Source organism: Acinetobacter sp. UC24323 (genome assembly GCF_024151445.1).
Classification (GTDB): domain Bacteria; phylum Pseudomonadota; class Gammaproteobacteria; order Pseudomonadales; family Moraxellaceae; genus Acinetobacter; species Acinetobacter baumannii.
The window spans coordinates 22,132-41,050 of record NZ_JAHIBY010000002.1; the positions used below are offsets into that span (position 1 = coordinate 22,132).

Below are 18,919 nucleotides of genomic sequence, written 5' to 3' on the forward strand. Positions count from 1 at the left end.
CTCAAACATCCTTTGATTTACACAGCGGGCTAATGTGGTTTTCTATGTGTGAGTCGTCGCCTAAATCTGGTTCATGAACTAACTTCAAATTGCTAAAATGCTCACAGATTTGGCATTTTGATACTGGCGTATCCTTCTCATAAGAAATTAAATATTCTTCGTCTCCAACTCTGTGATTCACGAAGTAAACTTTTTTATTGAAGTGTCTAAGAACACGATCTCCCGCTTTAAACTCACTCATGGCTGGCTCCTTTTTTCACTCAAATAATCAGGCTTTTGGTTTGACGCTAATGCCTTAACTTCTGCAATTAATCGAACCACTTGCCCAATTACCTCATTGGGCACATTGTTTTCTTCCAGTAGATCCACAATTTCATATTTGATTAGGCTTAGGCGATCTGGTCTAAAGCCATTAATTTGATTACTCATCCCCGCCTCCGTATATTGATTCGTGGTCTTTGATGCATCCCTTCAAGTAACCCATCCCGTCTTTGGTTTTCGCAACTAGCTTTGCTTTTTCTATTCCACCGAACTGATCCACGATGCGGATGCTTTCCAACATCATTTTCAGGTCATTGATTTTTACTGGTTCAAAGCCACGCTTCTTGAAGTACTCGCCATCGTTATCAGTTAAGTTCCAAGCCTCATGAATGCCATTGTGAAATTCAAACTGTGGTTTTGTTCTGAAGTAGTAGCCATCTTGGAAGCTCTCAGCATTGCTAGGCGCCCCATCAACCACCTCTCTCGCCTTCTCCAATCCTTGCTCACGAATAAACTGTTCTGGTTTCATTGGCTGCGCTCCTTGTCATGTTTAGTAATGACTTGACGCTCCTTCAAACGCTTCAACCAGCCGCGTCTTTGTAGTTTTTGGTACAGAGAATTAGCTTGTCGTGTTTCAGCATCCTTAATCCCTAAGTTGTAAGCTGGTCTTAACTGCATGATCTGTGTGTAAGTCATAGAGCCGAATAGCAATGGTTCTTTTTGGTTTTCTGTATTCATACCGCTTCTCCAAAAACTTGTAGCAAACGCTCACCAATCCAGCGCATTACTGGAACAGCCATAGAGTTTCCTAGCGCTGCGTAACGCGGACTGTCTTTCGCATTTGGGATGTTTGTATATTGGTCGGGGAATCCTTGGAGGCGTTCGCACTCTACTGGTGTAAGTCTTCTCACCCCTTTAAATTGAATAGCGCAATTACCATTAGTGATTTGATCAGCATCAATTCCTCGATCGCCAAATCCTCGAGTAAGTGTCGCAGCGGTTTTATTTACTGTGAGTACTGCGTTTTCTTGGCCTCTATTTCTACCTAGACAATGAGCCGTCTCTTCATTGACAAGTGGGTCTTGAGTACCATGAATTACGAATGTTGCTGTTTCAGCATCTAGGTTCTGTCCACCTGCGCCACGTCTTGTAAGGCACTTTGCAACAGCTTCGGTATTATTTTTTTTCGCTTCTCTGATCTCATTAGGATTCCCAAGCATGCCTGTTTGCTCAAAAAGTACTTTGGTGACACTTCCTTCTCTAGCACTTGCGACAACAAAGACTCTTTTGCGTCGTTGGGCAACTCCGAAATATTGAGCATCAAGGACTCTCCAAGCGACTTGTCGAGATGGTCCAAACACACAACCAGCGTTTGTCCACTTTTTCCCTGCCGGTTGTAATTCACACCCCGAACCTGACAATGCTCCCAAAAAGCAACCGAATGCATTGTCTTTTGTGTTGAGCACTCCTGGAACGTTTTCCCAAACAATGATGGCTGGCTTAAGTCCGCAAATAGTTCTTGCTGAATCAATTTCATCTGCTAGTCTCACAAACTCAAGTGTCAACTGACCTCGATCATCATTAAGGGAATTTTTTAAACCTGCTATTGAGAATGCCTGGCATGGCGTACCACCAACTAAAATATCTGGCGCTTCAACTTCACCTGATTTCACTTTGTCGCGAATAAGCGTCATATCACCCAAATTCAAGATATCTGGATAATGGTGTTGCAATACTTGGCTCGGGAATTTCTCTATCTCAGAAAACCATGAAGCACTTAACCCAAGGTCATGCCATGCAACAGTTGCAGCTTCAATTCCTGAACATACTGATCCGTATTTCACGCTGCACCTCTCTCTTCCACCGGGAATGACATGCCCACGAAGCGACAAATATCTAAACGGTCTTGAACATTTACAGATCCACGCTTCCCATGACGGTTTTTAGCAATGATTAATTCAGTTACACCTGTAGGTGCATTTGTCTCTTTTTCGAGAATTGGATGAACCATAATGATCTGGTCAGCATCTTGCTCGATTTGACCTGAGTCTTTGAGGTCACTTGCAACAGGCTTGTGTCCTTCTGCAGCTCGGTTAAGTTGAGCTAATGCAATTACTGGACAATCAAACTCTTTAGCCATGGCTTTTAAATCACGGCTAATTGATGCAACTTCCTGAACACGGTCTTTTTTAGATGGGTCACGAATTAAGCCCAAGTAGTCCACAATGATGCAGCCTAGAGCCTTGTATTTGCGTTTTGCTTTACGCGCATAGCTTTGGATTTCAGAAATTGTTGGCTTCTGCTTCTCTTCAATAAAAATTGGAAGGTTGCGGAACTGAGCTATCGTGCCAGTAAGCTTTTCAAACATTCCGTCATAAATTTCCCCATTGTGCAGATTGTTATATGGGATATGCCCTAATGCTGAGATCATGCGGTTGGTTAGGGTTGGCGTATCCATCTCAGCAGAGATAAATAAAACAGGCATGTTGTAGCGCTTAGCAGTTTGCATTGCACACATCTGCGCGAGTGTTGACTTGCCACTACCTGGACGACCACCAATAACACAAAAATGTCCTTTCTCGATTGTGCCAAGAAGGTTATCTAAGTGAGGAATATTAAATTGAACTCCAATAAACCCTTTTTCTTCCTTCTGGGCGATTTTCTTCTCGAAACGTTCTAAAGTTTTTTCTAAGGCTTGATTGAAATCAAAACCAGTTTGCTTCTGTTCGATAGTGCTACTTGATGTGCTGAATAGGTTCTCAGCTTCAAGGTAAATATCACTTACTGTTAAGTCTTTTGCCCGTCCAGCAATGGCAAGTCCAATGCCTTCAACTTCACGGTGATTTTTTAACTTTGTTAATTCAGCAACAAAGTATTCAAGGTGATGCACACTACCTATAGCGCTGTTTAGTTGAATTAAATATTCTTCACCGCCGATATCGTTTAGCAGATTTCTTTCTTGAAGATGCTTGCCAACGAATACAGCGTCATATGGCATATCAGCATTTGATAACTCAACAATGGCGCGATAAATGATTTTGTGCCGTCCAGCGAAGAAATGTTCCTCAGTCAAATCGTTTGCAACTACTTCAAGTGAGTTGCTTGTTGTCATGAGTGCAACAAGAACACTCTGCTCAATAGAAATATTTTGGATATCAGAACTCATTACCAATCCCCATAATTAAGATCAGCATTTTTCATATCTGCTGGTGTTTGTTGTTGTGCAGAACCATTCAAAGTTTCAAATGCTGGCTTCCAGTTGTAACGACTAGCAAACCCAATCCACGATTCACTCAAAACAATACGAGCTGCATCATTAGTTGAAATCCCTGCATTGCAGCTTTCGTGGTAATGCTTGATCACAGCATCAAGAGTTAATGGTTTTTTAAGGGTCTTACGGTATTCATTGAATCGTTTAGCAACCTCAAGATCTAAACCGATAGCGACAAGAGCTTCACATGGTTTCTTCCCTTTCAAGATTTTTTCAAGCTCAGCCGTGCTTAACTTACTATCTGTAGTAATCTCTGTAGTATTCTCTGTATATGTGTCACCCTCCAGGTGGGGAGGGTCTTCCCTGTAGGGTGGGAGGTCATGACTTTCAAGTGAGGAGGGTCCTACCGTAGAAGTTAGGAGGGTGGTCACTTCAAAGAGAACATGGGCAACTAATTCAATGAACAAGACATTGCTAAGTTTTTGACCATTTACATCTACAGAGCGGAAGTGACGCTTGATCACGCCGAACTTTTCAAGACGATCTAATGCTTCTTTAACTTGCTTCCTTGAGAACCCAAATTGATCTGCTAGACTCTGATATGAGCGTTGCAATAAATCAGCTTTGAATTTTTTCTTTACCGAAACGATATGCCCAGAATCTTCATCACGGACAATAGTTGGACGATGCCAATAAACAATTTCTGAAAGCAAAATGACCGCATTTGTATCGGGCTTTCCATTTTCCAATTTGAAAGTATTAAACCAATTAGCAGGAATGACATTGCCTTCAATATTGAGGCTGGCAATTTTGTCTACAACCGGATGACCTGTGGTGTATAAGCTCATACAACACCACCTTGCTTAAATTCCTTATACAGCTCATCAATTTCTTCAATGAAGAAACTATCTAAATCAGAGTCATATAAGCGTTTTAAAGCTCCATATCGATTTACAAACTCAGGGTACTTAGATTCGTACCACTGAATAAAATTAAAAGTGGTTTTACTCATCTAGTTCCCCTTCTCTGTTGTTTCTGCTAATATTGAATGGTTCATTTAATCCACCTTGTTTGAACACGAAGCCTGATCTCATCCATCAGGCTTTTTTATTTGAATAAAATCCGCATGTACTCTGGTGAAGTAAATGCTTGTGCCAACATCACACGTGTTGCTTCAGCAATTTGAGGAGAGCAATACACATCACTTTCTGGTACAACCTTCAAACCAACGGCTGTCAACAAAAAGCTAATAAACTCAATCTCAGTCCATCCATTTGATTTCTTTTCAGTTTTCATCCGTGAAAGGATGCTTGCATCCACATTTATCATTTCTGCCACGTGTCTTTGGTTGCTTGCATTCAGTGCTTGCAATATGAGCGATTCGTTATTGCTAGCGCTTGCAGGCAATTCATTTGATACTTTGCTCATGGTTTAGTTCCTAAGCGGTTAATGCTTGTAAATCGGCTTTAAGTTTGCCTTTGGTTAAGATTTGAATTCGGGCTTGTGTATCACGTGGAATACCTTTAGAGCGCCACTTGCTCACAGTTCCACGAGTAACATTCAGCTTTGCAGTTAATTCAATGTCTTTAGCAACCTTAAAGTGAGTTACTAAATCATCTACTGTCATGTTTACCTCGATAAACTTTTAGTTTCCCTAAGTAAACCATAAGTTTCTCTTGATAGCAATACATTTGTTTACTATTGGAAACATCTGAATAGGATTTTTTATATGAGCGAGATCAACGACCGCATAATTGAAAGAATGCGAGAGCTCAAATTGAGACAGGTAGACTTGATTGATGCTACAGGCGCTAAGAAAGGTACTGTTTCTAAGTGGATATCTGGTATTAACACGCCTAGTGTTGAATACATGCCAGCTCTCGCTCAGGTGCTTAAGACAACTGAAAGCTGGTTGTTAACAGGTAAAGAACCAAGCAGATTTAGTAATTTAAATGTTCAAGAGTTCATGGATAAGCATGGGCTTAATAAAAAAGAAGACGCATCATTTGATACCGACGACATCATGGAGGCCGATGTTGTTGAGTATGAAGTGGCTAACGGTTATGTATGGATTGATGTCGTGGAAGCTAGTTTTTCATGTGGTACCGGGGAATCTATTGAGTTCCATTTTGATGTAATTAATGGGAAATACCCTTTCCCGCCTTCATTCTTTCAACGCAAGATGGTTGATCCTAAATGCCTAAAACTTATAAAGGCTAAAGGCGATAGCATGGAGGAGTATATTTATCATGATGATTTGGTGGGGATTGATATTTCCCAAACTGAAATCATTGATGGTGAAATCTATGCCGTTTACTTTGAGGGCGAAGGCATGATCAAGAAGATCTTCAAAGAAGAAGGAGGCACTTTGATCCTTCATAGCCTGAATGAAAAATATAGAGACCGAAAAGTTACTGAACAAAATGGCCTTAATTTTAAAGTGATGGGGCGCCAGGTGTGGCGAGCTGGATAATAAATCAAATATTTCAATACCCGCTTAGGCGGGTTTTTTATTGCCTTTAAGAAACATTAGTTTCCAAAGAATAAAAATAAGTTTCCTAAAATAAACTTTTCTGTTGACAAAAAAGTTTCCTTAAGTAAACTATGAAACATACACAAACAAAAAAGCACACCCCCCTCCCCAGGTCCGATGTGCTTTTACTCAATGAGTGAGATAAGTATGAATATAAAAGCCAACATAGTCAAATCCATGGGATTCGTAGGAGTAGTTAGTGCTCTAACTGCTGCTTATGCTTTCACCCCTGCTAGCAATGAACCTGTAACCGTTGTGGCTCCTTTCAAAGTTGAATCAATCGACCCTGAGAATGAACAAGCTGTACTTCAAACAGCTAATGAAAAGTTCACTTTAGAAGTTGATTTTGATGCTCAGTATTCAATTGATGGCAACGGCTATCAATCATGGCGCGATGTTGAAATTAACGAGATTAAAGACATCCGTGTTTATGACGAAGATGGCGAAGTCTTAGCTTATGTAGATCGTTTAGACGTAGTTGAGATTAAAGACCTTATCGAATCAGGAATTAGAGAGCGCATTTAAGCGCTCCATGGTGAATGTTATGAATGCACATCCTGAAATTATCGAAGTATCAAGACTTCAAGGTCTTATTAAAGACTCAGTTAAAGCGTTGCTTCCCCTATCAAACGAACAAGACACAGTTGTTACTGATGGTGGCAATTGGATTCACTTGCGTTATGTGGGTCGTGGCACTGAGCAAATTCAATTAGAGCTAGGTGATCAGTTTTGTATTAAGACAAAGATTGCTTATCTAAGCGAGACTTTGAAACGGTTGGCTGAAATTAGAAATGAGTTGAGAGGTTAAGCCATGACAGATTTGAATAATGAAAGAGAGGCAGACACATTGCCAGAGGTTGCCCATCTACTTGAGCAATGTAAACACAGAGACTTAACTCTTATTGAGCGTGCTTTTGTGAAAGGTGCTCGTTATGCATGGCTAGAAAAAGCCAAAGCTCAGGCGGTGCCAACTTGGATCAGTGTTAAAGATGAAGAGCCACCAACAGACACTATGGTTTTAATTTGTTGGTCAGACTCACCGGATGTTCAACCAGAAATTGACTATATGACCTGTGATGAAGACTTAAATCATATTTGGGCAAATTTTTACAAGGATCCACCAACACATTGGATGCATTTTCATAAAGTGCCAAGCGAATCGGGAGCTGAACAATGAGCATAACTCTTAACGGACACCAATTAAAAAGCCTTCTCGAATTTGTAAATCCAGATGGTGAAAATGATTTAGATCAACTTGAAACTGAATTAACTATTAAATTTTTTGAAGATGGGCACAGTGGCAAAGGCTATTACTTTTGGATGACCGAATATCCAGAGGAAGGCAGCATGTTGTTGGATGTTGAATCGGGAGCTGAGGGATGAGTGAATCAATTTTTTATAACATTCCAAAAGAATGCCCAAATTCTAGATATGAGCTGGAATTCAAAGATATCGAAACATGGCTGGAGCAAGATTTAGAGTTTGTTGGGAATGAATGCGCCCAAGACTATTTTGACAATCATGATGGGTGGGAATCTTCATGGCCTTTAGAAATTCGTGTCTTTAAAGATGAGCACTCTATTGAGCCAATAGCTTCACTTATTGTTGAGATGGAACTGGAACCACATTTTAGTTCAAGTGTTAAAGCGGAAAGTATGGAGGGGTGAATGGGGATTATGCAGTTTTCAATCACTTTGGAGGGTGATACCCCTCCTCAGATTTTACTTGGTCAAAACCTTGGTGGCGCTATTGTCACCAAGCTTGAGCAGGTTAAACAAGAGTTAGTAAGTGCGGCTGAATTGGCGAAGTTATATAACTTGAGTGTTACTACCATCCGAGAAAAGCTTATCTCAATCAACCAAGGCACGGGCGGGAAACACATGTATGATCCTGAGCGAGCACGACAAATACTAACTAAAAAAGATGCAAACAAACGTGGTAGAAAGAGAGCTAACTAGCTCTCACTACTATTAAACATTTCTACAAGGTCTTGGGCGTTAGGGTTGTAGTAAGTGTTAATTAAAATACCAATAGTCTTATGCCCTGTTATTTTTGCTAGTACTTCAACTGGTAGCTTTCTTTCCCTCACCATTCTTGTAATTGCTTCATGTCGTGTGTCATGAAAGTTAATATGCTTTAAATCAGCAGCATCACGAATTTTTATCCATGTCCGTTTAAAAGTCTCAGCTTTAACCGGCAGTAAAATATCAGTGTTTGACGGCAGTATTGATAAAAGTCTTTTAGCTTCTTTGGACAATGGCACATTCCTTGAGTCACCATTCTTCGTCATAGGAAGGTGGACAAATCCGTCCTTAATGTCCTCTCTCCGCATACCAAGAATTTCACCTTGTCTCATTGCTGTTTCAAGTGCAAATAGCATTGCCCAACATACATAATGTTTCACAAACCTTGGAGGGTTGTTTTTATCCCACTTGGCTTGCTGTAGAATTTTTTCTTGATCGTCAAAAGTAATACGCTGGCTTCTGCTCTTCCCCTTTTCAGGTTTAATTACGTTTTGCCAAACATTAGATTCAATTAAAAATAATTCTTTTTGAGCATAGGTAAATATTGATGAAAAAATAGAGAACTCATATAAGACGGTTCCATTTTTTACTTCAAGTACCCTTTTATTTCTCCACCTAGCTATATCGCTTGGCTTGAAGTCATATATTGATTTAGATGCCAATTCACCAACAATACGTTCCAGATTGTCTAACTTATTTCTAATGACATGCTTTGATCTTAATTTAATACCCTTTTCTGCATAGTATTTTTCGCAAAGCATCTTAAAAGGATAAGGTGTCTTTATCCCCTTTTCTTCTTGTACTTTTCCAGATTTCAACTCAAGCAACTTCATAGCTGCCCATTGTTCACATTCTTTTTCTGTGTCTCTGGTGCATGAATATCTTTTGTTTTCGTAGGTCACAGTAATACGGTACGTTTGCCCACGCTTGATAGGTTTAGGTAATTTCATTCTTGGTGTAGATTTGGTGCAGATTACTTTTTATTTTACTCATTTTATAAAAAAAATAGTCAAAATAATCACTATATGGTGCGAATATAGGTGACTAAAACAGGTTAATTTAACCCACAAAAACAATATAAGTTATTGATATTTAACAAGTCAGAAATTATAAGAATAATTTTTAACTCAACTTTATCAACAATATATACAGCATGTGGGCTAAATAACCTTTTTAATTATATTGTGGGTATAAAACTATTTTTTTGTGTTGATAAACCATTTGCAATAACAGCTTGATCATAAATTCTAGCTTCAGCAAGTGCAAATGGATTGAAATTTTCATGAGTAAGTAACTCTGCAATATGCCCTACCACGTTCATATGGCAAACAACCACAATCGACTCATAAGGAATTTGAGATAGCCATTCAATCGCTTCTTTTGCATCATCGTCAGGCTTAATTTTGTCGCATAACAACACTGGCACATCTTTAAAATAGGTCTGGATATGCGCCAATGTTTCCTGAGCACGCAGCAAAGGACTAACAACAAAAATATCTGGTTTTACAATATCTTTTAAAAACGTTGCCGTTTGCTCGGCCTGTGCATGTCCACGCGCAGTCAGCGGACGTTTAATATCATTACCATTTACTGGTGGAGCAGCTTCCCCATGACGAACTAATGTCAGTTGCATAAAATTTCCTTGTAAACAATTCCTGCATTATAACCACAATTTATGACATTTATTCGTCAGACTTCATGATGAGGTAAAACAAACTCGACATCACTACGGTGTCCATTTTTCATAAGAGAAAGTGCAATATTTAATGGTGGAGCGCCTTCAAAAATGACCTCATATAAAGCATTGGTAATTGGCATATATACGTCTAGTTCTTGTGCCTTGCCACGCACCTGAACAATCGTGTTAATACCTTCTGCAGTTTGACCTAATTCTTTACTCGCTTGTTCAAGCGTTTTACCAGAACCTAGCGCATAACCAATTTGATAATTACGGCTTAATGGACTATTACAAGTCGCAAATAAATCACCTACTCCAGATAAACCTAAGAACGTAAGTGGGTTTGCACCTTGTTTTACCGCGAAACGGCTCATTTCAGCCAAAGCACGCGTTAAAATCATACTCTTGGTATTTTCACCAATTTTATATGCTGCCCCAATTCCCATAGCAACGGCATAAATATTCTTAAGGGCACCGCCTAACTCAACTCCATGTACATCATCGCTACCAAAAACACGGAATAACGCACTATGAAGTGCATGCTGTACGGCATAACGGACGAGTTCAGAATCACTTGCAATTACAGTACCAGAAGGCATACCTGCCATAATTTCTTTAGCAAGATTTGGTCCTGACAATACGCCATACGGCACTTCTGGTAATTCTTCACGAATAATATCACTCATGAAGCTAAATGTTTTAGCTTCAACACCTTTGGTTAAAGACACCACAGCTTGTGCAGTAATATAAGGCGCTATTTGTTTTAAAACGTCACGGAATGAGTGGCTTGGAATTGCAACTAAAATAATATCTCGATCACATACCGCTTGCTCAAGATCAGAAACTGCACGTAATGAAGATTCTAAAGTGAAGTCTGGTAAATAACGTTTATTAATATGGGTTTTATTAATTTCTTCTGCTGTTTCGGCATCACGAATCCAGATCATGGTATCGCAGCCATTACGAGCAGCTAAATTTGCCATGGCCGTACCAAAGCTACCGCCCCCTAAAACGGTAATACGTAATGCCGTTTTTTTATCGACCGCAACAGGTTCCACCAAATCTGTAAACTTAAATTCAGCCATGCTTTATTATCCTATTTCTTACTTTTACAGACGTTAAGCCTGCCAAACTTTTACGAATTCTTTACTATCAATATCTGCACGTGGAGCAATTGCTTTAGCTGCTGTGCCGACATAAATAATACCTGAAATCAAATCATGCGGTTGCAGACCTAAATGCTGTTTTAACCAGTTTGATTCGACAACGGCACCACTACGCCACATGGTCGAGAACCCTTGAGCTTGTAAAGATAACAAAAGATTTTGTACTGCTGCGCCTGTACTCAAAATTTGTTCGAAGTGTGGGACTTTCGGATGATCTTGTAACTGCGTAAGAGCTAAAATAAGTAAAGGAGCTCGAAAAGGATGTTGCTTCACACGTTCAAGCTGTGCAGGATCAGACTCACCCAAATCGACCAATGCTTTTGCCAGAACTTCACCAAAAGCAGCACGTTGGTCACCTGACACAATTACAAAACGCGTTGGCTTAAGTCTATGATGATCTGGAGCTGTTAAAGCTGCCTGAAAAGCTAACTCTAACTGGTCTGTATTTGGGGCTGGCTCAACTAATTGGCCAATAGACTGACGCTGATGAATATTTTGGTGAATTATTTGTATTGCTGAATCCGTCATTAATATTAATCTAACTCAAAAATTCGAAATAGATTAGCATAATCTACCGTTAATCCACCATTGAATCTAGCTTATAAACTTAGTGAATTCATAGTTTGACATTTTTTAATACAAAACATCAAAACTCATACAACGTCTTCAAAATCAATTAGAAAACTTATGTTCAAATAACCCTATCTTTTGGTGATTAACTTAGGTGCATTATGAAAAAAATAATTTTAGCGACCGCAATGAGCGGTGTTGTTTTATTACTAGGTGCTTGTGCAACCACGCCTAAAAACACTTTAGCAATTCAAAAAGAAAATAATCAGTTTGAAGTGACTGGAATTGGCAAAACCAATTTAATTGCAAAGAATAATGCGGTTACTGCGGCACAAAAAACATGCTCTAAGAGCACAACACCAGTTATTGTTGATGAAAAAACGTCTTATCACGGGGTTTTAAAAGATGTGGTAAGTGAAAAGACTGGTCAAATGGTAGAAGCTGCTGCGGGTGTGATCGGTACTTTAACGGGTAAAAATGCATCTTTAGCAAAAGATGATGACTATCAAACAACACTTACCTTCTATTGTAAAATAAATTAATCAAAAAAAATCCCAATCATTTGATTGGGATTTTTTATTAGCAATAACCATCTAGTCGGGTTAGAGGCAATTTCTTACCAATTGCTTTTTCAATTTCGGGTAAATAGAAAGCATCATCTTCAGATAAGAAACTAATACTTACCCCTTGTGCCCCTGCACGACCTGTACGACCAATACGATGGACATAATCATCAGACTGCTCAGGCAATGTAAAATTCACTACATGTGATACGCCGTCTACATGAATACCACGACCAGCAACATCGGTTGCGATCATGATGTTATGCTTGCCTTGCTTAAACTGCTCCAACATTTTTAAACGTTTATCTTGAGCAATTTCACCAGATAGCATCCCCACTTTGTATCCATCTTTTTTCAAATGGTCGTAAAGACGACGTACCTGATCACGGCGATTGGCAAAGATCATAACTTTATCAATTGGCTCTTCACGTAAAATATCTTGTAAAAGACGATATTTATCCTGTTTAGCCACAACGTAAACACGTTGTTCGACATCATTATTGGTCTTTTGTTCAGGTTCAATTTCAACAGTTACTGGTTCAAATAACCACTGTCTTGCCAAGTTCAAGACATCATAACTAAATGTTGCAGAGAACATTAAGGTTTGTCGTTGTTCCTTACGTGGTGAATAACGCACAATACGTTTTACCGAAGGAATAAAGCCCATATCCAATAAACGGTCAGCTTCATCAATCACTAAAAATTCAATTTGATCGAGCCAAACTTCTTTTTGTTCTACAAAATCAATTAAACGCCCTGGTGTGGCAACCATGATATCGACAAAATTAGCATCAAGTTGCTTCTTCTGCTTATCGAAATCAACGCCACCTAATAGGGTCACTAGGTGTAAATTAGAAAATTTTGTGAGAGATTTTGCATCACTTTCAATCTGCAATGCCAACTCACGAGTAGGTGCTAAGATTAAAGCACGAGGCTCACCACGGAAGCGTTGCTCCTGAACCGGATTATTGAGCAAATCATTAATTACACTAATCAGAAAGGCAGCAGTCTTACCTGTTCCTGTCTGTGCTCGCCCAATTGCATCATGCCCGGCTAATGTATATTTTAAAACCTTTTGCTGAATTGGGGTCATTTGAGTAAACCCTAAAGCATCAATCGCCTTTTTAAGTTGCGGATGTAAATTCAAGGTTTCAAAACCAGATGTCATAAATACGCGCTCTAACAAACAATCTCTCGAATGAGAAGATCATTATAAACAAAAACGCCCCAATTCAAAAATTGGAGCGTCCATGATTCATCAAAAAGATGAATTAGTCTAAAGGCTGAACGTTTTCAGCTTGAAAACCTTTTTGACCTTGTACAACGCTAAATTCTACACGTTGACCGTCACGTAGAGAACGGTGACCGTCACCTACGATTGCACGGAAGTGAACGAATACATCGTCGCCGCCGTTACGTTGAATAAAACCAAAGCCTTTAGTGTCATTAAACCACTTTACTACGCCTTGTTCACGAGCTGTCATAAGTCAATCCTCAGATGATGAAAAAAGGACCTTCCGGTGTTGCAAACAGCAGAGCAAACAAGGTTTTAAAATTTTTATAATCTTAAAGCTTGTAATCATTCTGTAAAACTATCAACAATTTCCGGTTACATCCATTTGTTATAGGGTTATTAAAACAATTTAACTGTGTGGTAATTCCTAAAACGGTTCGAGCTTAACACGGGTTTATGACAATTAATAGAATTTTTTTCATTTATTTCCCCTATTTTTAGCTGTTTTTTTAAACAGCTTATTACAATAATTTTTATCAGTATTGATTAGTTGTTCTTTATATAAAGTTATGTAGTGTTTACAAAAATTTGTTAAAATAATTTTTTTAGTTGTTTTGATGATGAATGAGCACTACTTCTTCCGCTACGACGCCTATTGAAATTAATGCCCTTGGCCAACCTTGTCCAATGCCATTATTAATGTTGAAACGTGAACTTAAAAAATTATCGGGAAAACAACTATTCTTATTAAAATCATCTGACCCGCATAGTGAAATTGATGTAACACGTTATTGCCAATTACATCATTTTACGTGTCAAACCATGCAGATTTCAGAAAGAGAATTTCACTATTTAATTGAAACTCAATAATTCTTTGCTAAACTAAAAGATTAGAAACTGCATAAAATTTTACATTTCTATACCCAATTTTCCTTAATTATGAAGCCGATTCAAATTAAGATGAACTTATTGGTTAATCCATCCTATCCTATAAGGAGAACTCATGAGTGACAGCAGCAATCAATTGATGCCCCTGTCATTGTCTGCGCCCGGTGTAAACCTTGGTGCATATATCAGTACTGTCAATCAGATTCCTATTTTAACGGCTGAGCAAGAAAAAGAGCTTGCTGAGCGTTATTATTATGACCAAGATCTTGATGCCGCAAAAATGCTGGTAATGTCGCATTTACGCTTCGTCGTTCACATTGCGCGCAGCTATGCAGGTTATGGCCTACCTCAAGGTGACCTTATTCAAGAAGGTAACTTAGGCTTAATGAAAGCCGTAAAACGTTTTGACCCAAATATGGGCGTACGTCTTGTATCTTTTGCCGTCCACTGGATTAAGGCAGAAATCCACGAATATGTTATTCGTAACTGGCGTATTGTAAAAATTGCAACAACCAAAGCTCAGCGTAAACTTTTCTTCAATTTACGCAGCTTAAAAAAATCGAGTAAAAAGCTCACATTAGAAGAAGCACAATCTATTGCAAACGACTTAAATGTTACTCCAGAACAAGTTTTGGAAATGGAAGGGCGTTTAACAGCATATGATGCTGCTTTTGAAGCTCAAGGCGATGACGATGATGACACCCCGCACACTGCGCCAGTGTTATATCTTGAAGATAATCGTTATGACCCTGCTCGTTTAGTAGAAAATGAGGATTGGGAAGAACAAAGTACATCTGCTTTGCATGACGCAATGAACCAGCTAGATGACCGTTCACGTAATATTTTGCAGCGCCGTTGGTTAGATGACGATAAATCTACCCTCCATGAGCTTGCTGCCGAATATAATGTTTCTGCCGAACGTATTCGTCAGCTTGAAAAGAATGCGATGGAAAAAATTAAAGTCGCAATGTCTGCAAGCTAAAGAAAATGAAAAAATAAAAGGGCGATAAGCCCTTTTGTTTTATCTGGCTATGTTTAGCCAACCTATTCTATGGTAACGTTGCCTTTCATTATTCAGTTGCGTTTTTTGTTATGTGGATTGCCATTTCAGCCCTTAATCTTGCTTTCGCAGTCATGTTGGGTGCTTTTGGAGCACATGGTCTTAAAGCTCACGCGAGCCCTGAACAACTTGCTTGGTGGCAGACTGCAACCGACTACTTTTTTTATCATGCGCTTGGATTGTTAGCGCTTGGTATTTTAAGCAAGGTTCTTCCTCATTTCCCAATCAAGTTATCTTTCTTGCTTATTCAGATTGGCATTCTGTTCTTTTGTGGTTCGCTTTATATCATGGCATTGGGTTTACCGCGGATATTAGGCGCAATTACGCCAATAGGTGGAGCTTTAATGATTGCTGGATGGCTAATCTTGGCTTGGAATGCTTTCAAATACGCAAAATAATCGGAATGTGATCATGCAAATTTATTTAAATGGCGAATTAACGGACACGCCTAGCCAAAACCTGTTGCAACTCATTCAGGAACTGGCACTTGAAGGGAAACGTTTTGCTGTTGAACACAATCAGCAAATCGTGCCTAAAAGCAAATTAGAGCAAATTACGATTGCTCAACATGACCGTATCGAAATTATTCACGCTGTTGGCGGCGGCTAAGTCGGAGTTATCCATGCAAGACACCCCTCTCATTATTGGTTCACGTTCTTTTCAATCTCGTTTATTGGTAGGAACAGGGAAATATAAAGACTTAAATGAAACGGATTTAGCCATTCAGGCTAGTGGTGCAGAAATCGTAACTGTCGCAATCCGCCGTGTGAATATTGGACAAAATCCAGATCAACCGAATTTACTTTCTGTCATTCCACCAGAAAAATATACAATCTTGCCAAATACTGCAGGTTGTTTTGACGCTGACAGCGCAGTACGCACGTGTATGCTAGCGCGCGAGCTACTTGATGGTCACAACCTAGTAAAACTTGAAGTGTTGGGTGATGAAAAAACTTTATATCCAAATGTAACCGAGACTTTAAAAGCCGCTCGCACTTTGATTGATGACGGTTTTGAGATTATGGTCTATACCTCTGACGACCCAATCATTGCTCAAGAACTTGAAAGTATGGGCTGTGTTGCAATTATGCCTTTAGGTAGTTTGATTGGTTCAGGCCTAGGTATTTTAAACCCGCATACCATTTCAATTATTAAAGAAAATGCCAAAGTACCGGTTTTAGTAGATGCAGGTGTTGGTACAGCAAGTGACGCTGCGATTGCGATGGAGCTTGGTTGTGATGGCGTATTGATGAACACCGCGATTGCAGCTGCTCAAAATCCTATTTTGATGGCTTCTGCAATGAAGAAAGCTGTTGAAGCAGGACGTGAAGCATTTTTAGCTGGGCGTATGCCACGCAAACGCATGGCAAATGCAAGTTCACCAGAAACAGGTTATTTCTTTAAATAATTTATTTCTAAGGAATCACTGTTTTTTTCAGTGGTTCCTCTCTCCTCTCATGTAACCATTTTCACTTTTCAAAAAAGATTAAAAATCTATATCACTTTATTCAATCAACAGATCTAAATTTTATATTTAGCTTAGGCTATTCCAATATTTTCTTTAAATTTTGCTTGGCGTTTAACTCAAAATTCTTTTGGAAATATGCAGTTTGATAAAGCGGCTCAGACTGATAAAAATGCTTTAAAACTTCTTTTCGCTTAATCGCATATACTTCTGGATCAACCCAAGCATATTCTTGCTGAATTTGCTGTTCATACTGGATAAAACGTTCAGGTGTTGCTGCCAAAATAGCTAAATCGATATCTAACAAAAATTGCAAATCTGTTTCACCGGTTGGTGCATGCTTTTGAGTCGCAAGAATCCAACGCTTTATTTTCTGCATTGTATCGAGCTGTAAATCTTGAGCCATTAATTGCTCAAATAACTCGGCACTTTTAAGTTCATTATCTAGCGCTTGAGGTTCGTAGACTACATCATGGAACCAGAGAGCCAATGCAACAGCATACGGATCATTTAATTCGGACTGAATCGTCTCAATTAAACTCAAACATTCATATAAATGTTGTACGGTGTGGTAGGCTCGCTGCTTTTCACTATAAGCAGCAATAAGTTCATTTAAAATTTTCTGCGGTTCAGAAAAATGATAATGCTGATGCAGCTCAAACCAAAAAAGTTCCAGTTTTAATAAGTAAAGCTGTATCAGCATCTATTAACCACGCTTAGGATTATTGTTCATCACGCTTAAACACCAACTCTTTTGCCGATGAGTTATCAGCATCAAAGTAGTAACCCTCGGTATTAAACGCTTTGATGTCTTCAGCTTTATTTAATTGGTTTTCAATAATAAAACGAGCCATTAAACCACGTGCTTTTTTCGCATAGAAACTAATGACTTTATATTTGCCATTTTTCTGGTCAAGGAAAACAGGCTTTACAATTTCAGCCTTAATTTTCTTTTCATTAACAGACTTGTAATATTCATCTGAAGCCAGATTTACCAGCAATTCAGATTTAATTGCCGCTAGATCTTCATTAATCTGATTGGTGATAATATCATCCCAAAATTCATACAAATTATGACCGCGCGTATTTTTTAATTTAGTGCCCATCTCTAAACGATAAGGCATCATTAAATCTAAAGGACGCAATAAACCATATAAACCAGAGAGCATACGCAAATGCTGCTGAGCAAAATCAATATCTTTATCTTTTAAGTGATAAGCATCTAAACCAGTATAAACATCCCCTTTAAATGCATAAATTGCCTGACGAGCATTTGAAAAATCAAATTCTGGCTTCCAGTCTCTAAAACGATCAGCATTAAGTGTGGCAATTTTTTCACTGACACTCATTAGACTCGCAATTTCCGAAGCAGAAAGTTTGCGACAAACATCAATTAATTGTGCGGAGTTTTCTAACAAGCGCGGCTGAGTGAACTCATCTGTAGGTAACGCTGTTTCATAATCTAAAGTTTTTGCAGGAGAAATTAAAGCAAGCATAGACAACCTGAAAAAATTATTATTAATGCCAACTATAACAGTAGATATTTTTTAATGCTAACTCGTGTTTTCAATGACGACTATCGGTAAAATAGCACTTACGTATTGTTATTTAGCGGTTCTTCTATGTCTGAGCAAATTTTCATCCAGGGTCCAGTAGGTAAAATTGAACTTTTCGTTGACCGCCCTGAAGGTGAAATCAAAGGCTTTGCAGTTGTTTGTCACCCCCACCCATTACAAGGTGGAACCCCTCAACATAAAGTCCCTGCTCTTTTAACCCAAATCTTTAATGAATATGGCTGTATTGTTTACCGTCCTAGTTTCCGTGGTTTAGGCGGCAGTGAAGGTGTTCATGATGAAGGTCATGGAGAAACTGAAGATATTTTAGCTGTGATTGAGCATGTTCGTAAGCTTCATGCAGGTTTGCCATTTTATGCTGGTGGCTTTAGCTTTGGCTCACATGTTTTGGCAAAATGTCATGCGCAGCTTAGCCCTGAATTACAGCCGGTACAGTTAATTTTATGTGGTTTACCAACAGCTACTGTTGTGGGATTACGTCACTATAAAACACCTGAAATTCAAGGTGATATTCTACTCATTCATGGTGAGCAAGATGACATTACCTTACTTTCAGATGCAATTGAGTGGGCAAAACCACAAAAGCATCCAATTACGATTTTGCCGGGCGCTAACCACTTCTTTACAGGTTATTTAAAACAGCTTCGCCAAATCATTACACGTTTTATTATCATGAAATAAACGGTAACATG

The 18,919-nt window shown here is 38.9% G+C and carries 32 protein-coding genes; 14 read left to right on the forward strand and 18 right to left on the reverse strand.

From position 1 onward, the window contains the following. Window position 1: 1 nt before the first annotated feature. The 10 genes from KNQ97_RS02670 to KNQ97_RS02715 form a co-directional block, all read right to left on the reverse strand. Complete coding sequence (locus KNQ97_RS02670; RefSeq protein ID WP_253611782.1) at window positions 2-241, reverse strand: hypothetical protein; 240 nt, start codon at window positions 239-241, stop codon at window positions 2-4. After that, complete coding sequence (locus KNQ97_RS02675; RefSeq protein ID WP_225453681.1) at window positions 238-429, reverse strand: hypothetical protein; 192 nt, start codon at window positions 427-429, stop codon at window positions 238-240. Before KNQ97_RS02675 ends, KNQ97_RS02670 begins: the two co-directional genes overlap by 4 nt. Then, a complete protein-coding gene (locus KNQ97_RS02680) occupies window positions 422-790 on the reverse strand; it encodes a hypothetical protein (RefSeq protein WP_253611783.1) in 369 nt (122 codons plus the stop codon). The genes KNQ97_RS02675 and KNQ97_RS02680 overlap by 8 nt, the downstream gene beginning before the upstream one ends. Then, a complete protein-coding gene (locus KNQ97_RS02685; protein WP_253611784.1) occupies window positions 787-999 on the reverse strand; it encodes a hypothetical protein in 213 nt (70 codons plus the stop codon). The genes KNQ97_RS02680 and KNQ97_RS02685 overlap by 4 nt, the downstream gene beginning before the upstream one ends. After that, complete coding sequence (locus KNQ97_RS02690; protein WP_045899635.1) at window positions 996-2,105, reverse strand: DNA cytosine methyltransferase; 1,110 nt, start codon at window positions 2,103-2,105, stop codon at window positions 996-998. The genes KNQ97_RS02685 and KNQ97_RS02690 overlap by 4 nt, the downstream gene beginning before the upstream one ends. Continuing rightward, the gene (locus KNQ97_RS02695; RefSeq protein WP_032008034.1) at window positions 2,102-3,427 is read right to left on the reverse strand and encodes a DnaB-like helicase C-terminal domain-containing protein; all 1,326 of its coding nucleotides are present in this window, start codon (window positions 3,425-3,427) and stop codon (window positions 2,102-2,104) included. Before KNQ97_RS02695 ends, KNQ97_RS02690 begins: the two co-directional genes overlap by 4 nt. Then, on the reverse strand, window positions 3,427-4,320 hold the full coding sequence (locus KNQ97_RS02700; RefSeq protein WP_114189893.1) for a GntR family transcriptional regulator: 894 nt from the start codon (window positions 4,318-4,320) through the stop codon (window positions 3,427-3,429). Before KNQ97_RS02700 ends, KNQ97_RS02695 begins: the two co-directional genes overlap by 1 nt. After that, window positions 4,317-4,484 (reverse strand): hypothetical protein, encoded by a 168-nt coding sequence (locus tag KNQ97_RS02705; RefSeq protein ID WP_000047870.1) that lies wholly within the window; start codon window positions 4,482-4,484, stop codon window positions 4,317-4,319. Before KNQ97_RS02705 ends, KNQ97_RS02700 begins: the two co-directional genes overlap by 4 nt. Before the next feature lie 95 nt (window positions 4,485-4,579). Then, window positions 4,580-4,900, reverse strand: coding sequence for a hypothetical protein (locus tag KNQ97_RS02710; RefSeq protein ID WP_025467661.1), 321 nt, complete (start codon window positions 4,898-4,900; stop codon window positions 4,580-4,582). 10 nt (window positions 4,901-4,910) lie between these two features. Continuing rightward, window positions 4,911-5,099 (reverse strand): Cro/CI family transcriptional regulator, encoded by a 189-nt coding sequence (locus KNQ97_RS02715; RefSeq protein WP_002046494.1) that lies wholly within the window; start codon window positions 5,097-5,099, stop codon window positions 4,911-4,913. Between the two features lie 102 nt (window positions 5,100-5,201). Here KNQ97_RS02715 and KNQ97_RS02720 point away from each other — a divergent pair, with 102 nt between their 5' ends. From KNQ97_RS02720 to KNQ97_RS02750, 7 genes are all read left to right on the forward strand, one after another. Then, window positions 5,202-5,945 (forward strand): XRE family transcriptional regulator, encoded by a 744-nt coding sequence (locus KNQ97_RS02720; RefSeq protein ID WP_253611785.1) that lies wholly within the window; start codon window positions 5,202-5,204, stop codon window positions 5,943-5,945. A gap of 237 nt (window positions 5,946-6,182) precedes the next feature. Next, window positions 6,183-6,530 (forward strand): hypothetical protein, encoded by a 348-nt coding sequence (locus tag KNQ97_RS02725; RefSeq protein WP_253611786.1) that lies wholly within the window; start codon window positions 6,183-6,185, stop codon window positions 6,528-6,530. Window positions 6,531-6,537: 7 nt separating this feature from the next. Continuing rightward, the gene (locus KNQ97_RS02730; protein ID WP_253611787.1) at window positions 6,538-6,813 is read left to right on the forward strand and encodes a hypothetical protein; all 276 of its coding nucleotides are present in this window, start codon (window positions 6,538-6,540) and stop codon (window positions 6,811-6,813) included. A gap of 3 nt (window positions 6,814-6,816) precedes the next feature. Beyond that, complete coding sequence (locus KNQ97_RS02735; RefSeq protein WP_253611788.1) at window positions 6,817-7,182, forward strand: DUF551 domain-containing protein; 366 nt, start codon at window positions 6,817-6,819, stop codon at window positions 7,180-7,182. Then, window positions 7,179-7,388, forward strand: a complete 210-nt coding sequence (locus KNQ97_RS02740) for a hypothetical protein (protein ID WP_000028947.1) — start codon at window positions 7,179-7,181, stop codon at window positions 7,386-7,388. The genes KNQ97_RS02735 and KNQ97_RS02740 overlap by 4 nt, the downstream gene beginning before the upstream one ends. Then, a complete protein-coding gene (locus KNQ97_RS02745; protein WP_253611789.1) occupies window positions 7,385-7,672 on the forward strand; it encodes a hypothetical protein in 288 nt (95 codons plus the stop codon). The genes KNQ97_RS02740 and KNQ97_RS02745 overlap by 4 nt, the downstream gene beginning before the upstream one ends. Beyond that, window positions 7,673-7,963 (forward strand): hypothetical protein, encoded by a 291-nt coding sequence (locus KNQ97_RS02750; RefSeq protein WP_000512308.1) that lies wholly within the window; start codon window positions 7,673-7,675, stop codon window positions 7,961-7,963. Here KNQ97_RS02750 and KNQ97_RS02755 read toward each other — a convergent pair. From KNQ97_RS02755 to KNQ97_RS02770, 4 genes are all read right to left on the reverse strand, one after another. Next, window positions 7,960-8,979 (reverse strand): site-specific integrase, encoded by a 1,020-nt coding sequence (locus KNQ97_RS02755; protein WP_253611790.1) that lies wholly within the window; start codon window positions 8,977-8,979, stop codon window positions 7,960-7,962. The genes KNQ97_RS02750 and KNQ97_RS02755 overlap by 4 nt on opposite strands. A 227-nt stretch (window positions 8,980-9,206) precedes the next feature. Next, the gene (locus tag KNQ97_RS02760; RefSeq protein ID WP_001177595.1) at window positions 9,207-9,662 is read right to left on the reverse strand and encodes a histidine phosphatase family protein; all 456 of its coding nucleotides are present in this window, start codon (window positions 9,660-9,662) and stop codon (window positions 9,207-9,209) included. A 56-nt stretch (window positions 9,663-9,718) separates the two neighbouring features. Continuing rightward, window positions 9,719-10,792 carry an NAD(P)H-dependent glycerol-3-phosphate dehydrogenase gene (locus KNQ97_RS02765; RefSeq protein ID WP_000807316.1) on the reverse strand — a complete coding sequence of 358 codons (1,074 nt, stop codon included), beginning with the start codon at window positions 10,790-10,792 and terminating at the stop codon, window positions 9,719-9,721. A gap of 33 nt (window positions 10,793-10,825) precedes the next feature. Next, entirely contained in the window at window positions 10,826-11,401 is a 576-nt protein-coding gene (locus KNQ97_RS02770; RefSeq protein WP_000132180.1) for a nitroreductase, read from the reverse strand. Between the two features lie 203 nt (window positions 11,402-11,604). Here KNQ97_RS02770 and KNQ97_RS02775 point away from each other — a divergent pair, with 203 nt between their 5' ends. After that, on the forward strand, window positions 11,605-11,985 hold the full coding sequence (locus KNQ97_RS02775) for a hypothetical protein (protein ID WP_000720499.1): 381 nt from the start codon (window positions 11,605-11,607) through the stop codon (window positions 11,983-11,985). Window positions 11,986-12,022: 37 nt separating this feature from the next. On the opposite strand, the gene rhlB is transcribed toward KNQ97_RS02775, so the two are convergent. Further along, the gene (gene rhlB / locus KNQ97_RS02780) at window positions 12,023-13,174 is read right to left on the reverse strand and encodes an ATP-dependent RNA helicase RhlB (protein WP_000200418.1); all 1,152 of its coding nucleotides are present in this window, start codon (window positions 13,172-13,174) and stop codon (window positions 12,023-12,025) included. Window positions 13,175-13,277: 103 nt separating this feature from the next. After that, the gene (locus KNQ97_RS02785; RefSeq protein WP_000126912.1) at window positions 13,278-13,490 is read right to left on the reverse strand and encodes a cold-shock protein; all 213 of its coding nucleotides are present in this window, start codon (window positions 13,488-13,490) and stop codon (window positions 13,278-13,280) included. 374 nt (window positions 13,491-13,864) lie between these two features. On the opposite strand from KNQ97_RS02785, the gene KNQ97_RS02795 reads away from it, so the two are divergent. The 5 genes from KNQ97_RS02795 to KNQ97_RS02815 all read left to right on the forward strand — a co-directional run bounded on the left by KNQ97_RS02795 (window position 13,865) and on the right by KNQ97_RS02815 (window position 16,596). Further along, entirely contained in the window at window positions 13,865-14,110 is a 246-nt protein-coding gene (locus tag KNQ97_RS02795) for a sulfurtransferase TusA family protein (protein WP_000108398.1), read from the forward strand. Window positions 14,111-14,243: 133 nt separating this feature from the next. Further along, window positions 14,244-15,110 carry an RNA polymerase sigma factor RpoH gene (gene rpoH / locus KNQ97_RS02800; protein ID WP_001285359.1) on the forward strand — a complete coding sequence of 289 codons (867 nt, stop codon included), beginning with the start codon at window positions 14,244-14,246 and terminating at the stop codon, window positions 15,108-15,110. Between the two features lie 110 nt (window positions 15,111-15,220). Continuing rightward, window positions 15,221-15,586: a DUF423 domain-containing protein gene (locus KNQ97_RS02805; RefSeq protein ID WP_000264715.1), complete on the forward strand. Its 366-nt coding sequence runs from the start codon at window positions 15,221-15,223 to the stop codon at window positions 15,584-15,586. A 13-nt stretch (window positions 15,587-15,599) separates the two neighbouring features. Continuing rightward, complete coding sequence (thiS, locus tag KNQ97_RS02810; RefSeq protein WP_001167820.1) at window positions 15,600-15,797, forward strand: sulfur carrier protein ThiS; 198 nt, start codon at window positions 15,600-15,602, stop codon at window positions 15,795-15,797. Window positions 15,798-15,810: 13 nt separating this feature from the next. Beyond that, a complete protein-coding gene (locus KNQ97_RS02815; protein ID WP_001154366.1) occupies window positions 15,811-16,596 on the forward strand; it encodes a thiazole synthase in 786 nt (261 codons plus the stop codon). Between the two features lie 136 nt (window positions 16,597-16,732). On the opposite strand, the gene KNQ97_RS02820 is transcribed toward KNQ97_RS02815, so the two are convergent. Next, window positions 16,733-17,356: a hypothetical protein gene (locus KNQ97_RS02820; RefSeq protein ID WP_000908222.1), complete on the reverse strand. Its 624-nt coding sequence runs from the start codon at window positions 17,354-17,356 to the stop codon at window positions 16,733-16,735. A gap of 19 nt (window positions 17,357-17,375) precedes the next feature. After that, entirely contained in the window at window positions 17,376-18,149 is a 774-nt protein-coding gene (gene yaaA, locus KNQ97_RS02825; protein ID WP_032045729.1) for a peroxide stress protein YaaA, read from the reverse strand. Window positions 18,150-18,275: 126 nt separating this feature from the next. Here yaaA and KNQ97_RS02830 point away from each other — a divergent pair, with 126 nt between their 5' ends. Continuing rightward, a complete protein-coding gene (locus KNQ97_RS02830) occupies window positions 18,276-18,908 on the forward strand; it encodes an alpha/beta hydrolase (RefSeq protein WP_000003115.1) in 633 nt (210 codons plus the stop codon). Window positions 18,909-18,919: the final 11 nt, after the last annotated feature.